We start from the raw sequence: 15766 nt of genomic DNA, 5'->3' as shown, positions 1-15766 counted from the left end.
TTGTGTTTTTTATGTTATTGTGTGAAACTATCTTAGATAATAGTTTGTTATGCTTTGAATAAGCTTTTGTAGTTTTTCCAATAACTATAGATTAGAAATAGATTGCCAAGGAATACAAAAAGTGCAAGCGGTATTCCGTTTGGATTCAGAAAGAAATTGATAAATAAAATGTTTATGCTCACTGGAAGAACTACAATGTTAGACAAGGTGACATATTTTCCTGTGAGATATGAAATGCCGCATAATAGTTCAATTGCCTTAACCATCGGCATTAAATATACCGAAGAAATTAAGCCCAGCTGAAAAGCTTTGAAATCACCGCTGGTAGAAAGATCCGGCATTAAATTAAAGAAATAGGCAAGGGAAACTAAAACTAGCAGTATACCAATTATTGTACGGATAAAGAGAGTGGCAGTTTTCATATTTTTTATTTTTTTGGTTAAATGTATAAGCTATAGCTCAAGGCCGCGTGAGTTGCTGTTTAATACCTTTATTCATCCATTTACCGTTGATAGTTTTCATAGGCAGAAAACTAAGTCCTTTGTCCTACTACAAATTTAGTTAATTTTTTTATTATTACTTATTTCTATGTTGTTTTTATTGTGAATAATATATTAAAATTGAGATAGTTGTGGCTTTTAATGATTGGTTAAAGACACAAAATAAAACGGCTAAAATCCAAAACCTTTTTTGGTTTAGATTTTAGCCGCTTTGTATAAAAAAATGATTCTAAAATGTTTTATTCTTTCTTACTATACTTCTTGTATAGAAAATAACCGCCAATAACTAATACTAGCAGCCACCAGATTTCAAATAATACAACAATAAGATTAAGAAGAACATATCCGCCGGATTTTAAAGAATCGAGTATGCGGATGCCAATATTTGGCTTGTAATAATTAGAATCTTTAGTACTGGCGATAATCTCCTGTTTTACCGATTCGTTCTGATATATTTAGAGTGTTAATGTACTAAAATTGACTTGGTCTTCCATTGACAGGTTTTCTAGTTTAGTATTGTCATTTTGTTCTTTTTTATTGGCCAAAGTATTTTCGGCATCCATGATGTCGTTAATTTTTTTGCCTTTTGTATCAATTGCTTTTTCTATTCTTTTTTCGCTGTCAGCACTTCTGGTCTGCGAAAGCTTGTTGGAAAGCATTTTTAGCGAAACATCGTCGGCTTTTATAAGGCGGTAATCCAGAAAATCGATTTGTTTAGCTATGGATTTGATGACTGTATCAAGTCTTTTGTTAGGAACTCTGATGGTAATGTCATTTTCTACATTGTATCGAATTGTCTGGAGTGTGCTGTCGAGACTTACTTTGGTTTCAAATTGGTCAAGAATAGTACTTTGTAAATTGGTATATGTAACAAATCCATCAAATTTATTGGTAATGTTTTCAATAATATAAGTGGATTTTGCAACATTTTTTACTTTAAATTTTATATCGGCAGTACGGATAAATTTTCGCGTACTTCCTTCTTTTTCGACAGCTGCTGATGAAGAAGCAGTATCCGCGGAAACTGTTTCTGCAGATACTGCTTCTTCTTCAGGAGCTTCCGCTTTTTTACAGCCGATAAATAATAATGCAGTAACAGTAAATAATAGTAAGCTTCGTCTCAAAACTTTGTTCATAGGTTTAGTTTTAAAGGGGGAAAAATAGTTTTTTTTTGAATGATTGTTTTTGAATTTTCAAGCTTGAATTCTGTATCAAATATATGATGTTTTAATAGGAAAAAACTTTTTTAATATTTATTTAACTATGTGCCGGTTTTGTGAAATTTCTTCTTGAAAAACCTTATTTTTTTATTGTAATTTTGAAATTAATAAATAGATTAATTTTTGAGAACTTCCATTTACAAAATTATTGAGGAACCAATTGCTCTTAAGCAGCAGCTAGTGGGGTGGGGACAGCAATTTCGTGAGATCACTTTTCTGGACAGCAATTCTTTTTCCGATGAATATTCTAATTTTGACTGTGTCCTGGCTGTCGATGCGTTTACATCAATAAAAACAGATTACCATAATGCATTTGAAGATTTAAAACAATACCAGCAGACTGCCAAAGACTGGCTTTTTGGCTATCTGGCATATGATTTGAAAAATGATGTAGAGCATTTAGAATCCAATAAATTTGATGGTTTGGACTTTCCTGATTTGTTCTTTTTTCAGCCAAAGAAAATATTTCTGCTTAAAGGAAATCAGCTTGAAATTCAATATCTAAAAATGTGTGATGATGAAATTGAAGAAGATTTTGAAAGCATTATTAATTTTGCAAAACAAGATACTATTACTTCAAATACTATTGCAGTTCAGCAGCGTATTTCGAAACAAAGTTACTTGGATAAAGTGGTTAAATTATTAGAGCATATTCATCAGGGAGATGTGTATGAAGCTAATTTCTGCATGGAGTTTTTTGCTCAGAATGCGAAAATTGATCCTTTAGAAAAATTCTTAAAACTCAATGAAATTTCGCAGGCGCCGTTTACTGTCTTTTTCAAGAATAATAAGCAATTTTTGCTTTCGGCATCACCAGAGCGATATCTTAAAAAAGAAAAAGAAATTCTTATTTCCCAGCCTATAAAAGGAACTTCAAAGCGATTTGCTGACCCAGTTGAAGATGAAATTTCAAAAAATAATTTGGAACAGGATCCCAAAGAAAGAGCCGAAAATATTATGATTACGGACTTGGTTCGAAATGATTTGTCACATACAGCCCAAAAAGCCACGGTTGAAGTCAAAGAACTTTGTGGTATTTATTCTTTTCTGCAGGTGCATCAGATGATCTCGACAATTACTTCCAAAATGGATCCAAAATACGCAGCAGTAGACGCATTAAGAACTACATTTCCTATGGGAAGTATGACAGGTGCGCCCAAGTATGCTGCGATGAGGATTATAGAAAAACTGGAGGAAACAAAACGGGGTCTGTATAGTGGCGCTGTGGGGTATTTTACACCTGATGGAGACTTCGATTTTAATGTAGTTATTCGCGGTATTCTCTATAATGAAGCAAATGAATATGTGTCTTTTTCTGTCGGCAGTGCCATAACTTCCTTATCTGTTCCAGAAAAAGAATACGAGGAATGTCTACTAAAAGCCAAAGCAATGCTTGAAGTCTTACAGCAGTAATCATTACAATTTGATTTAAATAATAATGAGTATTTTTGAATAGTAATGATGCATGTCTTCAAATTAGATCCAACAAATTAAGAGTTATAAATGAAAGATTTACTTCAAAATCATATCAATAAAGAAATTCCTTTTTTGAATCAAAAAAAACTGCTTCTTGCTGTAAGCGGCGGTTTAGACAGTATGGTTTTATTGCATTTGTTTCAGGAATTGAAATTTGATATTGCTATAGCGCACTGCAATTTTCAGCTTCGAGGAGTGGAGAGTTTTGGAGATCAAAAATTCATACAGGAGTATGCTGATGCCAATGCAGTTCCAATTTATGTAACTCAGTTTGATACTGAGGCTTTTGCCAAAGATTATAAATTGTCTACTCAAGTTGCTGCGAGAGTTTTGCGATACAATTGGTTTTACGAATTGCTCGAGAATGAAAATTTTGATTACATACTCACCGCACATCATGCTGATGATAATCTGGAAACTTTTTTAATAAATTTTACACGAGGAACAGGATTGGAAGGACTGACTGGTATTCCTGTTCAAAATGATAAAATAATCCGCCCTTTGCTTTTTTTGACTCGTAATGAGATTGATAATTATGCCAAAGAGCATGATATCCGATGGAGAGAAGACAGCAGTAATGCTTCTGATAAATATGTGAGAAATAAAATTCGTCATCATTTAATTCCAATTTTAAAGGAGCTGAATCCTAATTTTATTTCGTCATTCCTGAAAACCGAAAGTTATCTGCAGCAGTCACAATCAATGGTTGAAGATGCTGCCTCAATGGTATATCAGCAAGTTGCCCATGAAGAAGAAGATCAAATTCATTTTGACTTAAAAAAGCTGATGCAATTGCCAAATTATCAGTCCTATTTGTACCAATGGCTCAAAGAATATGGGTTTACAGCTTGGGATGATATTTATGATTTAGTAGATGGACAGTCTGGGAAACAGGTTTTTGCCACAGATTACCGATTATTGAAAGACAGGGATTTTATAATTGTATGCCCTGTTAAGCAAATCGAAATTTCAGAAGAATTTTATATTACCGAAAATCAGACAGAAGTTAATGTTCCCTTAAAATTGAGTATAAGCAAAGCAGATGACATTTTGATTGATTCAAATACAGTTATCTTTGTGGACGCTGATCAATTGGTTTATCCTTTGGTTTTGCGGAAGTGGAAAACAGGAGATGTCTTTATACCTCTCGGAATGGGTGGAAAATCGAAGAAAGTAAGCAAGCTTTTTAAAGATGAAAAATTATCACTGATCGAAAAGGAGAATATCTGGATTCTGTGTTCAGGAGAGCAAATAGTCTGGGTAGTTGGAATACGGGCGGACAATCGATTTAGAACAGTTAATACAACAAAAAACATATTAAAAATAGAATTAATTTAGCTACTAATAATGAAGAAATTACTTTTTATACTGCTTGCTTTTTTAGCTTTCGCCAAAGTAAATGCACAGGTTTTGGATCCAGCAAAATGGACGATAGCAATCGAAAAGAAATCGGAAACTAATTATATTTTAACTTTTAATGCGGTAATAGAAAAGGATTGGCATATATACTCACAATTTACCCCTGATGGAGGACCGCTTCCATTGGAAGTTATTTTTAAAGATCAAAAAGGAAATTTTGATTTGGTTGGCAAAGCCAAAGAAAGCAAGACTACTACAGCTTTCAATGATGTTTTTGGAGTAAATGAAACATTTTTTCATGATAAAGCGCAGATTCAGCAGGAAATAAAGCTGCTAAATCCTAAAATTACAGCTATTCAGGCTGAATTGAATTATCAGATCTGTAAAGAGGTTTGTATTAATCTGGAAAAGAAATTTACTTTTAATATACCTACAGTAAAAACAAATACTGCTGCAGAAATAGTTCCGGCTGCTGTTGCAAAACAGGATGGGACTAAAATAGATACTGCAAGTATTGCTCCGGCAGTAATAGAGAACAATGTTCCGGATATTACAGAAATTAAGACGGTAGAACAGTCACAGCCTAAATCAGGAAAAGGATTATGGTCTATTTTCTTTATTGCTTTTTTATCTGGATTTGCTGCTTTGCTGACACCTTGTGTATTTCCAATGATTCCGATGACAGTAAGTTTTTTTACCAAACAAAGTAAAAATAAAGCTGCAGGAATTAGAAATGCCATTATTTATGGAATTTCGATCATACTTATTTACGTATTATTAGGATTTGTGGTTACGTGGATTTTTGGTGCCGATGCATTGAATGCGCTGTCTACCAATGTATATTTTAATATTATATTCTTTATTTTATTAATCGTATTTGCAACATCATTCCTTGGAGCTTTCGAGATTATGCTGCCTAATTCATGGGCAAATAAAGTAGACAGTCAAGCTGATAGAGGAGGTATTATTGGAATTTTATTTATGGCATTGGCGTTAGCTATTGTTTCCTTTTCTTGTACCGGCCCTATTGTAGGGACTCTTTTAGTTGATGCGGCTTCCAAAGGCGGAATTGCTCCCATAGTAGGAATGTTAGGTTTTTCCTTAGCTTTGGCTTTGCCTTTTATGCTTTTTGCAATGTTTCCAGGATGGTTAAATTCGTTACCAAAATCAGGCGGATGGTTAAATACGGTTAAAGTAGTTTTGGGGTTTTTAGAATTAGCTTTAGCTTTTAAATTTTTATCTAATGCAGATTTAGTACTGCAATTGCATTTGTTAGAACGAGAAGTGTTTCTGGTGATTTGGATAGCTATTTTTGGAACATTGGCTTTTTATTTATTTGGAAAAATAACGATGCCACACGATAGTCCGTTGCCTCATATCTCGGTAGGAAGACTGTATTTAGGTTTGCTGGTTTTGTCTTTTACAGTTTATTTAATACCTGGGCTTTGGGGAGCTCCGCTTAAATTGATAAGTGCATTTCCGCCTCCAATGGAATACAGTGAGAGCCCATATGGTGTAGGTGGTTCTAATGCAGTTGCACCAGCAGCAACTTTGCCAGAAGGTGCAAAATTAGGTCCTCACCAAATTGTTGTTTTTGATGATTATGATAAAGGACTTGCATATGCCAAAGCAGTGAATAAACCTATAATGCTTGATTTTACTGGACATGCCTGTGTAAATTGCAGAAAAATGGAAAACAATGTCTGGTCTGTTACTAGTGTGCTTTCTATTCTTAAAAATGATGTAGTCTTAATTTCATTATATGTGGATGATCAAAGGCCATTACCAAAGAGTGAGCAGTTTATATCTAAAACAACAGGTGCAGAAATTGAAACGATAGGAGATAAATGGACTGATTTTATGATTTCAAAATACAATACGAATACGCAGCCTCTGTATGTGCTGACTGATTTGCAAGGAAATAATCTGAATAAAAACCAGCCGACTATTAGTTATGTAAATGCTGTAGAATATGAAACCTGGTTAAAAAACGGTATTTTAAATTTTAAAAAATAAGTTCTTTTAGGAGAATATATAAGTAAATAATAATTGAATGATTTTTATAAGGGCACTTTTTTAAGTGCTCTTATTTTTTTACAATTAATGCTCTAAAAGCTTCGATGAAATTTGAAAATTCTGCTTTTGTTTTGTCATCATTAAGCTGTCCTTGTTCGGTTATTTTTCCTTTTGCACCTTGTATTAGCAGTGTTGTTTCATTTGTAAATTTCGCCATCATTGTTTTCATGATGAGCTGTAGTTCTTCATGAGCTTTTTCTCCGCTTGCCGAAGCAGTTATGAGACCGGTAGCTTTTTCGGTAAAGACAGTTGTTGAAACGCACCATTCAATTGCGTTTTTTAATCCGCTTGGAATGCTAAAAATATATTCAGGAGAACAAATTACTATTCCGTCTGCTTTTTCAATGTTATTTCTGAATTCAATTATTGCTTGCGGAGGTTTTTCTGCAGAAAGCTCGGGATCAAAGTGTGGAAGTGTTTTTAATTCCTTAAATACATTAAAACTGAAATAATCATTTGTTTGATTGATAAAGAGGTCAATTATTTTTTCGTTTGCAGAATTTTTGCTTGCGCTTCCTATTATTACGAAGATATTTTTTTTGCTGCTCATTATTGCTGACAGAGTTTTTAGTATTGTTATGAATGTCTGTTTTATAACAACATTTAAAACAGCGCGTTCTTAGCTAAGATAATTGTTTTACTAAAAAATGCAATCTGCAATTTGAAAGATTTTGAATAAAAAAAAACACTCTAAAATAAATTCTAGAGTGTTTTTGTGGTATTTTAAAGATTTGAATTTTATAAGAATTCTCCGTGTTGAGAAATGTCTAATCCTAATTCTTCTTTTTCTTCAGTAACTCTTAAAGGTGTAATTTTATTTACAATAAAGAATAAAGCATAAGAAACAGCGAAAGCAAATATAGAAACAAGAACTAATGCTTTCAATTGGATTAAGAATAAAGTTGGATCACCAAAAATTAAACCTTGGTTATCACCTACAATCGGGTTAACAGCTTTTGAAGCAAAAACTCCAGTTAGTAGCATACCAACCATACCTCCAACACCGTGACAGGCAAAAACGTCTAATGCATCATCAATTTTTCCTTTAGGGAATTTGCTAACAACAAGGTTACTTACGATACTTGCAATAATACCAATTGCTATAGCGTGAGGAATACTTACGAATCCAGCAGCAGGAGTAATTGCAACTAATCCAACAACTGCACCGATAGAAGCTCCCATTGCAGAAAGTTTATGACCCATAATTTTATCAAGGAAAACCCATCCCATTGCAGCAGCAGCAGCAGCAGCAGTTGTTGTTCCTAATGCTTGTGCAGCAAGAGTACTAGCTCCTACAGCAGATCCGGCATTAAATCCAAACCAGCCAAACCATAATAAACCAGTTCCTAATAATACATAAGTAATACGAGCTGGATTTGCTTTTTGAACTTTTCTTTTTCCTAAAAACATAGCTCCTGCAAGAGCAGCCCAGCCAGCACTCATGTGTACTACTGTTCCTCCTGCAAAATCCAATACTCCCCATCCGAAGAATAATCCATCAGGATGCCAAGTCATGTGGCATAATGGAGCATATACAATTAATATAAATAATACCATAAATAATAGGTAAGCCCAGAAACGTACTCTTTCAGCAAAAGCTCCAGTGATTAATGCAGGAGTGATAATTGCAAATTTTGCTTGAAATAATGCAAACAAAATCATAGGAATTGTTGGTGCTAATTCCCAAGCAGTGTTGGCACTTACATTGTTAAAAAATAGGTTTGAAGAAGGATCGCCAATAAAACCGCCGATTGAAGGTCCAAAACATAATCCAAATCCAATTACAATCCATAGTATGGTTACTATAACCATCGCCATATAACTTTGTAACATCGTACTGATAACATTCTTTTTGCCTACCATTCCGCCGTAGAAGAAACCAAGTCCAGGCGTCATTAATAATACAAAGGCTGTGGCCACAATCATCCAAGCCGTGTCTCCTGTGTCTAGCTTTAATTCAACAACGTGTGCTCCTAGTGTTGGAGATTCTACAAGAAAGTAAATTGAAAAAATAGATAGTACTAAAATTGTGATTAATATCACACTTAAAATAATTTTTCGCATAGTTTTTGATTTTTTAATTTTTTATAAAAGTATCAAATCATTTTATACCCTCCAAAAAATACGGGGTACTGTGGTTATTTTTACGAAATTTTTATTTAGTACCATTGTATTTTGAGGGGTATTTAATATTTTTAGTCAAAATAAAGAATGTGTTAACGGAATTTTAAGTTTTTTTTAAGTTTTATTCCTGAATCATCAAACAATTTATGATATTATCGCCGGTTTTGGTAGTTGAACGATATTTTTGTTAATGATTACTTAAAATTTTAGTTAACCGTATGCAGTTTGCCTATTCTCTAGGTTGTTGATGCCTTTAATAGTTTATTGTGAAATTGCTCTCCTTGTTATTTTTGAAAAAAAATGCGTAGAACGAGGTGGCTTGGCTGCGCCAGTTTTGATTTTCTTCTAAATAATAGGAGGAAGCATATTTAGAAATTAGATTGGCTGAAATGAATCTAAACAAAAAACACACTCTGATTTAGAGTGTGTTTTTGTTTTTGTTTAGAATAATCTATAAATATTCTCCATGTTGTGAAATATCTAATCCTAGTTCTTCCCTTTCTTCAGTTACCCGCAGAGGAGTAATTTTGTTTACTATATAAAAAAGGAAATATGACATTGCGAAAGCAAATATTGAAACCCCTACCAAAGCAATAATCTGATGAATGAATAAAGTAGTTTCTCCAAAAGCTAGTCCTTGATCGACAACAGCAGGATTGATATCTTTGGAAGCAAATACTCCTGTTAATACCATACCGACCATTCCGCCTACACCGTGACATGCAAATACATCTAATGCATCATCGATTTTAAATTTGTGAAATTTGCTGACAGTAATGTTACTTATGATACTTCCAATAATTCCCATTGTGATTGCATGCGGCATGCTTACAAATCCAGCAGCCGGCGTAATAGTTACCAGTCCAACAATTGCTCCGATACAAGCGCCCATGGCCGAAAGTTTGTGTCCCATTATTTTATCAAGAAACACCCAGGTCATTGAGGCAACGGCGGCGGCAACAGTGGTTGTCCCGAGTGCTTGTACAGCAAGACCATTGGCTCCCATGGCTGAACCGGCGTTAAAGCCAAACCATCCAAACCATAATAATCCTGTACCTAATAATACATACGTAATACGTGCTGGATTTGGTTTCGGTGATTTTCGTTTTCCGAGAAAAATGGCACCAGCTAATGCGGCCCATCCTGCACTCATGTGTACAACCGTTCCTCCGGCAAAATCCAATACTCCAAAATTAAATAGTAATCCATCGGGATGCCAAGTCATATGTGCTAACGGAGCGTATACAAAAAGTATGAATAGCACCATAAATAATAGGTAAGCCCAAAAACGGATGCGCTCTGCGAAGGCACCTGTTACGATAGCAGGTGTTATAATTGCAAATTTAGCTTGAAATAATGCAAATAGTAAAAACGGAATTGTTGGCGCTAATTTCCATGAGGTGCCAATTCCTACTCCTTGAAAGAAGATATATGGTATTGGATTTCCTATAATACCTCCAATTGAGGGGCCAAAGGATAATCCGAAAGCAATAAGTACCCATAAAACGGTTACAATAATCATAGCCATAAAGCTTTGAAGCATAGTACTGATTACATTTTTTTTGCCAACCATACCGCCATAAAAAAATCCTAATCCAGGGGTCATTAATAATACTAATGCCGAGGCTACTACCATCCATGCGATATCACCAGTATCGAATTTTGAAATTTCGGACGGATTAGTTGTGTGGATGGTTAAAAAGTAATTAGAGAAATAGGATAGTACCAAAATTGTGACAAGTATCACACTTAAAACTATTTTTCGCATTTTGTGTTATTTTTTTTAGTGCAAAAATAAAAAATCATTTCGAACACCTTGTTAAAAAGGGTCTTGATGTGTTATTTTTGTCATTTTTATATTTTACCTCTGTAAAAAATGGGGTAGGTGATGTAAAAATGATTTAAAAATAATAATAATTTAAATTATTGCATTTTTTATTTGATATTAAAGATAGTGTTTTCTGTAAATTGTAGCTGTTAACTTAATTTATAAAGTTTAAACAGTTTTGGCGTTATGTATTCAATAATAATGTAATGTATTGTTATAAAAAAAATATCTTTTTTAGAATTATAGCACAAATCGTATATCACCTTCTAAATCGGATGTCAGCTGTGTAAACATATTAAGCTGCTGTAACATTTTGTCTAAATCGGTTGTGGTGTGATGCGCACTAATTACAATTCGGCTCAATTTTCCTGAAGCTGTTGGATATGGAAACGAAGTCGGAATAATATTGTTTTCCAAGAGCATTTGCAGTAATTCTTCTTGATCGAAATAAATAACCGGATAATTTTCGATAAAGGTCAAAGCTTCATTGGATAATAAATTCTTTGCAACATAATTTAAATTGACTTTTAACAACTGTCTCTGCGATTGATATAGTTCTTGCGCATTAACAAAAGTTTCCAAAAAAGCAGGATTCATTCCTGAAGCGCCGATAAAATTCTGTTGTTTTTTTACTGCATCGATAAATTGAAAATCCCCGGCAATAATGCCTCCTGAAAGTCCTAATGCTTTTCCCAGCGATGCAATGATTATTTTTTGCTTTACGTTTGGTAGACTGTATTGATGAAGTACTCCTTGTCCTTGATCTCCAAGAACTCCAATACTGTGTGATTCATCTAACAGCAGAATGATTTCTTTATTACTCGGAATATTTTGCAGTATACTCAAATCGATAGGAGTGACTTCCAGCGACGGAATCGCATCGGCTACAATCCCAATTCTAGTTACAGAAGAATCCAGAAGAAAAGAATTCAGTTTTCCGTTTTGAATAAGCGGTAATGAAGACGGATGCATCAAAGCGGGATGTGTACTCGGAAAATGAAAAAGCAGGTCGGTAGAATGCTGTAACTGCTCCAAAGCCAGTTTTCCTGCAAGCATGCCCGATGAAACAGTAACTGCCGATTCTGTCCCAATTTGTTTGGCCAATAAATCTTCGGCGGTTTTATAAATCTCCAATTGAATATTGGCAGAACGGGAGCTTCCGTAACTGGTTCCCCATTTTTGAAAACTTTTCAGCATTATCTCCTGAAACTCAGTCAGCGTAGTAACTCCTAAATAATTAGTACCGCCAAAGTACAGAAATTCTTCTCCGTCTTTGTAAAATACTCTATTTGGAATTTCGTTTACGTGCATTGTATTTTGTTTTTGCCACAGATTAAAAAAGTATTGATTTTATGGTAGTTCAGTTTTCTTTATTACCACAACCAATCAGAATCTACAATTGAATTATCGTTTTCGTTTACCTTGTCTAAAAAGTAATTGAAATTGTTGTTGGATAGAGTGTCATTAGTGGTAAGTTTATAAATTATTTTATCATCTTCTTTATTAATTACGATTTTCCAAACTCTTCTGTCGTTAATCATAATTGAGGTTTTAGTAATCTCTATGATATTAGATATACAATGTTTATTGACTTGATTTTTTGTGTTTATTACATATAAATATTTTTCGTCATAATAAAATTCAGATTTGACTCTTAAATACTCTGCTAATCCAAAGAAGAATCGGCCATTTGATATTTTAGTCAATTTTGTTAAATCTAAGTTTGTTCTTTTTTTAAAATGAGCTTCTTCAATTTCATTGTAGTTTTTAATGTAATAAAATATCTTTTTTATATTATATACAAAAAGAAAAATTAATAAAAATAAAAGTATTTTAGATATCATTTCTTTAGCAAAAATTGAAAAATAGTCTTGTTTGTGTCAGTTTTTGTTTCTCTATTTTAGAACAGCCCCAATACCATTCGAGTCTGCATAATGAACAATCCCGTCGGTGATCGTAACACCGGTCGCAATATCCTCAGAAAGGAGCAAAGCACCATCCATATCTACATAATCCAGCTCTGGTAATAAATGCGCAATGGCGGAAATCCCAACAGTAGATTCCGTCATACAGCCCACCATAGTTTTCATGCCGTATTGTTTAGCTTCGGCAATCATTCTTCGGGCAGGAGTGAGACCGCCACATTTTACTAATTTGACATTCACACCGTGAAAATGATTGTGGCATTTGGCGACATCTTCTTCTATAATACAGCTTTCATCAGCAACAATTGGCAGAACCGAATGTTTGAAAACCTCTTTGTGCGCCGCCCATTGATCAGCTTTCATTGGCTGTTCTAGGAATTCAACGCCTAATTTCTTCAATGCAACTGCATTATTGATCGTTTCGGTAACAGTCCAGCCACAGTTGGCGTCAATCCGGAAACGGGCATCGGTATGTTTACGCAATTCGGTAACAATCGCAATATCATCTTTGGTACCCAATTTAATTTTATAAATCGGCCACGGCATTTCTTTGAGTTTCATTACCATTTTATCGATTTTGTCAATGCCAATGGTATAATCGGTTTTAGGATTGTGGAGTGGAGAATTCCCCCAAAGCTCATATAGTTTTTTGCCTTTTTTCTTAGCATACAAATCATTGTAAGCCATATCCAAAGCACATAATGCAAACATATCATCCTTTAATAAAGCCGAAGCACTGTCCCAAAATTCCTCAGGAGTTTCATCGTTATGAGATTCTATAAACGGAATAATTGCTTCCAGATTGGCTCTCATGCTATCAACTGTAATATTATAATACGGATTAGAAGTAGCTTCCCCAAACCCCGAAAACCCATCACTCTGCAGTTCTACAATAAGCGTAGGCTGTACATCGTGTGACTCTCTCGAAATAGTAAAAGTATGCTTTAATTGAAGCTTAAAAGTGCGGATGATTATTTTCATGTGTATTCATTGTTAGTTTCGAAAGAGGCAGGAATTTTGTGTTTAAGGAGATAAGAAGTAAGAAGCAAGAGCTCAGAGGAAAGATTCTAATTTCAAATCCTCAATATAAAATCTTCTTTTTTACATCTATCTTCTTGACTCTTGCTTCTTGTATCTCAATTTACTTCAATATATGTTGGCTTAAAATCTGATACACTTCGTTGATATTATTCCCGCCTTTCCCAAATTGTTTAGAAATAGGCGCATCTTCACCAGAAAGCCAAATCTTCAATTCGGCATCCATGTCTAGGATTCCGGCACTTTCTTTAGAGAATTTTTTAATGGACGAATACGGAATCGAAAGATAATCCACTTTGCTTCCCACCAATTGTTTTTCGACTAAAATCAGTCTTTTATTCGTAAAAACAAACATGTCCTTGATTACTTTATATCCCTTTTCGATTCTTTCGCCTTCAATCAGTAAAGGTTCAAATTCTTTCGAAAGATTTTCAAGATTTACTTCAGATGCATTGCCCAGAATGGCATTAAATAGTCCCATGTGATTCTCTTTAAATTGTGAAAACCAAATTTAAAGATTTTACTTCTCACAGCATTATAATTTAGTGCAAAATCATAAAAAATCATTTGGGTGTAACCCCATCCCGATAAGAGGGCAAATTTACTTTGCGGTGATACGCCCTCTTTTCGGGATGCGGTCGGGCTATCCGCGTTACAAGGTAACTTGCTTCTATCCCTTACACGGTTAAACGAGAAGTTCAGTCATTCAATCGATTTTAGTTTTTTTATTGAATTTAAAATTTTTAATCTGTGTTAATCTGTCAAATCAGCGGTCAAAAAAACTTTTAATATCTGAAAACTAGGATATTCGCATTTAAAAAAAGTTAGCCACAAATTACACTAATTGTCACTAATTTTTATTAAAATTGAAATCGTATTACACGAATTCTATCAGCTTTAATAATTCGTGTAATTAAAACATATTGTAATTTGTGATTCATTAGTGAATTCGTGGCGCAAGCTTTTAAAAGCTAATGTCCTGCTGAAAATCAGCATTTTCTATTTTGAAAAAATATTTAATACATTTGAAAAAAGGAATTTAAATTCAATGGAAAAAACTTCAAAAATAAAATGGGGAATTGTAGGTTTGGGAAATATTGCCAAGCAGTTTGCAAGTGAATTAGAGCTGATTGATTCGGCCGAACTTTGTGCTGTAGCTTCCAGAAATATTGACAAAGCACAAGATTTTGCCAATCAGTTCGAGTGTCCAAAAGCTTATGGATCGTATGATGAGCTTTTTCAAGACAAAAACATTGACATTCTCTATATAGCAACACCACATGATTCGCATGCAGAGTTAACCATCAAAGCATTGGAAAACAATAAGAATGTACTGTGCGAGAAACCATTAGCCCTGTATTATTCTGATGTAGAACAAATGATTGCTACTGCCAAAAAAAGCAATAAATTTTTCATGGAAGCATTCTGGACGCGTTTTAATCCTTCGATTCGTGAAACTTTGGAACACATTCAAAACGGTACGATAGGAGAAGTAAAATACGTCAATGCAGATTTTTCAATCAAATTCGAGAACCCAGATAATACCCGAATGACGGATATGAAACTTGGTGGCGGAGCACTGATGGATATAGGTGTATATCCTTTGTTTTTGGCTTATTTGATATTAGGAAAACCTAAAGGAATTGTAGCAAAATCTAATTTTTATTCCACAGGAGCCGATACACAAACGTCTATTATTCTGCAGTATGAAAATGCGCAGGCCGTACTGCATTGCAGTTTTTTATACACCTGCAATGTCGATGCCACAATAAGCGGTACAAAAGGACGAATCAATCTAGACCCGCTTTGGTTCATGACCGAATCCTATTCGTTAACTCATGGTACTTTGGTTGAGGGTGCGCAAAAATCAAAATTTGAAAGACCAACATTAGGTAAAGGATACACTTACGAAATTGAAGAATGCCATGCCTGCCTCAGAGCCAATAAAACAGAAAGCGAACTTTGGTGTCATCAAAACAGTTTGGAACTAGCTAAAATTGTGGAAGAAGTAAAAAATCAAATTGGTTTGGTGTATTCTTAATTATGTTTCAAATTTCATTAAACAGCTATATTTTGTGTTATAAATGATATTACGTAAGAATTTAATTAAATACTCTTGATTTAAGGTAAAATAGTTTTTACATTTAGAAAAACTATTTTATATGTTAATTAAAGTTTACGGAAGTGCTGTTTTTGGGGTCGAAGCAACGACAATCACTG

The 15766-nt window shown here is 34.1% G+C and carries 13 protein-coding genes; 4 read left to right on the top strand and 9 right to left on the bottom strand.

The annotated features are described in order from the left end of the window. Positions 1 to 47: 47 nt before the first annotated feature. Together C8P67_RS03405 and C8P67_RS03400 are read right to left on the bottom strand one after the other, a co-directional pair. Complete coding sequence (locus C8P67_RS03405; RefSeq protein WP_115810420.1) at positions 48 to 422, bottom strand: DoxX family protein; 375 nt, start codon at positions 420 to 422, stop codon at positions 48 to 50. Between the two features lie 533 nt (positions 423 to 955). Then, positions 956 to 1636 carry a DUF4349 domain-containing protein gene (locus C8P67_RS03400; protein ID WP_245980363.1) on the bottom strand — a complete coding sequence of 227 codons (681 nt, stop codon included), beginning with the start codon at positions 1634 to 1636 and terminating at the stop codon, positions 956 to 958. Between the two features lie 207 nt (positions 1637 to 1843). On the opposite strand from C8P67_RS03400, the gene C8P67_RS03395 reads away from it, so the two are divergent. The 3 genes from C8P67_RS03395 (at position 1844) to C8P67_RS03385 (ending at position 6571) form a co-directional block, all read left to right on the top strand. Further along, the gene (locus C8P67_RS03395) at positions 1844 to 3133 is read left to right on the top strand and encodes an anthranilate synthase component I family protein (protein WP_115810418.1); all 1290 of its coding nucleotides are present in this window, start codon (positions 1844 to 1846) and stop codon (positions 3131 to 3133) included. Positions 3134 to 3223: 90 nt separating this feature from the next. Continuing rightward, positions 3224 to 4534: a tRNA lysidine(34) synthetase TilS gene (tilS, locus tag C8P67_RS03390; RefSeq protein WP_115810416.1), complete on the top strand. Its 1311-nt coding sequence runs from the start codon at positions 3224 to 3226 to the stop codon at positions 4532 to 4534. A 9-nt stretch (positions 4535 to 4543) separates the two neighbouring features. Continuing rightward, positions 4544 to 6571 carry a protein-disulfide reductase DsbD family protein gene (locus C8P67_RS03385; protein ID WP_115810414.1) on the top strand — a complete coding sequence of 676 codons (2028 nt, stop codon included), beginning with the start codon at positions 4544 to 4546 and terminating at the stop codon, positions 6569 to 6571. A gap of 70 nt (positions 6572 to 6641) precedes the next feature. Here the strand turns inward: C8P67_RS03385 and C8P67_RS03380 are convergent, their stop codons facing one another. The 7 genes from C8P67_RS03380 to C8P67_RS03350 form a co-directional block, all read right to left on the bottom strand. Next, entirely contained in the window at positions 6642 to 7181 is a 540-nt protein-coding gene (locus tag C8P67_RS03380; protein ID WP_115810412.1) for an NADPH-dependent FMN reductase, read from the bottom strand. A gap of 188 nt (positions 7182 to 7369) precedes the next feature. After that, a complete protein-coding gene (locus C8P67_RS03375) occupies positions 7370 to 8695 on the bottom strand; it encodes an ammonium transporter (RefSeq protein WP_115810410.1) in 1326 nt (441 codons plus the stop codon). 511 nt (positions 8696 to 9206) lie between these two features. Then, positions 9207 to 10523, bottom strand: coding sequence for an ammonium transporter (locus C8P67_RS03370; protein WP_115810408.1), 1317 nt, complete (start codon positions 10521 to 10523; stop codon positions 9207 to 9209). Positions 10524 to 10823: 300 nt separating this feature from the next. Beyond that, complete coding sequence (locus C8P67_RS03365; protein ID WP_115810406.1) at positions 10824 to 11894, bottom strand: aminotransferase class I/II-fold pyridoxal phosphate-dependent enzyme; 1071 nt, start codon at positions 11892 to 11894, stop codon at positions 10824 to 10826. 62 nt (positions 11895 to 11956) lie between these two features. Next, a complete protein-coding gene (locus C8P67_RS22050; protein ID WP_170141403.1) occupies positions 11957 to 12124 on the bottom strand; it encodes a hypothetical protein in 168 nt (55 codons plus the stop codon). Positions 12125 to 12478: 354 nt separating this feature from the next. Then, entirely contained in the window at positions 12479 to 13489 is a 1011-nt protein-coding gene (locus C8P67_RS03355) for a dipeptide epimerase (protein ID WP_115810403.1), read from the bottom strand. Between the two features lie 160 nt (positions 13490 to 13649). Then, positions 13650 to 14027 carry a PH domain-containing protein gene (locus C8P67_RS03350; protein WP_115810401.1) on the bottom strand — a complete coding sequence of 126 codons (378 nt, stop codon included), beginning with the start codon at positions 14025 to 14027 and terminating at the stop codon, positions 13650 to 13652. A gap of 567 nt (positions 14028 to 14594) precedes the next feature. On the opposite strand from C8P67_RS03350, the gene C8P67_RS03345 reads away from it, so the two are divergent. Beyond that, positions 14595 to 15587, top strand: coding sequence for a Gfo/Idh/MocA family protein (locus C8P67_RS03345; RefSeq protein ID WP_115811030.1), 993 nt, complete (start codon positions 14595 to 14597; stop codon positions 15585 to 15587). The last annotated feature ends 179 nt before the right edge of the window (positions 15588 to 15766 follow it).

It is taken from the genome of Flavobacterium aquicola (assembly GCF_003385115.1).
Taxonomy (GTDB): Bacteria; Bacteroidota; Bacteroidia; order Flavobacteriales; family Flavobacteriaceae; genus Flavobacterium; species Flavobacterium aquicola.
Note: the sequence above shows the minus strand (reverse complement) of the source record. Positions and strands in the feature narration are given on the sequence as shown.

What these genes read in the sequence shown, in the direction of transcription:
- C8P67_RS03365 (WP_115810406.1), bottom strand. Translation starts at nt 11,894, where the DNA reads ATGCACGTAAACGAAATTCCAAATAGAGTATTTTACAAAGACGGAGAA.
- tilS (WP_115810416.1), top strand. Translation starts at nt 3,224, where the DNA reads ATGAAAGATTTACTTCAAAATCATATCAATAAAGAAATTCCTTTTTTG.
- C8P67_RS03350 (WP_115810401.1), bottom strand. Translation starts at nt 14,027, where the DNA reads ATGGGACTATTTAATGCCATTCTGGGCAATGCATCTGAAGTAAATCTT.
- C8P67_RS03345 (WP_115811030.1), top strand. Translation starts at nt 14,595, where the DNA reads ATGGAAAAAACTTCAAAAATAAAATGGGGAATTGTAGGTTTGGGAAAT.
- C8P67_RS03400 (WP_245980363.1), bottom strand. Translation starts at nt 1,636, where the DNA reads ATGAACAAAGTTTTGAGACGAAGCTTACTATTATTTACTGTTACTGCA.
- C8P67_RS03405 (WP_115810420.1), bottom strand. Translation starts at nt 422, where the DNA reads ATGAAAACTGCCACTCTCTTTATCCGTACAATAATTGGTATACTGCTA.
- C8P67_RS03375 (WP_115810410.1), bottom strand. Translation starts at nt 8,695, where the DNA reads ATGCGAAAAATTATTTTAAGTGTGATATTAATCACAATTTTAGTACTA.
- C8P67_RS03370 (WP_115810408.1), bottom strand. Translation starts at nt 10,523, where the DNA reads ATGCGAAAAATAGTTTTAAGTGTGATACTTGTCACAATTTTGGTACTA.
- C8P67_RS22050 (WP_170141403.1), bottom strand. Translation starts at nt 12,124, where the DNA reads ATGATTAACGACAGAAGAGTTTGGAAAATCGTAATTAATAAAGAAGAT.
- C8P67_RS03355 (WP_115810403.1), bottom strand. Translation starts at nt 13,489, where the DNA reads ATGAAAATAATCATCCGCACTTTTAAGCTTCAATTAAAGCATACTTTT.
- C8P67_RS03385 (WP_115810414.1), top strand. Translation starts at nt 4,544, where the DNA reads ATGAAGAAATTACTTTTTATACTGCTTGCTTTTTTAGCTTTCGCCAAA.
- C8P67_RS03380 (WP_115810412.1), bottom strand. Translation starts at nt 7,181, where the DNA reads ATGAGCAGCAAAAAAAATATCTTCGTAATAATAGGAAGCGCAAGCAAA.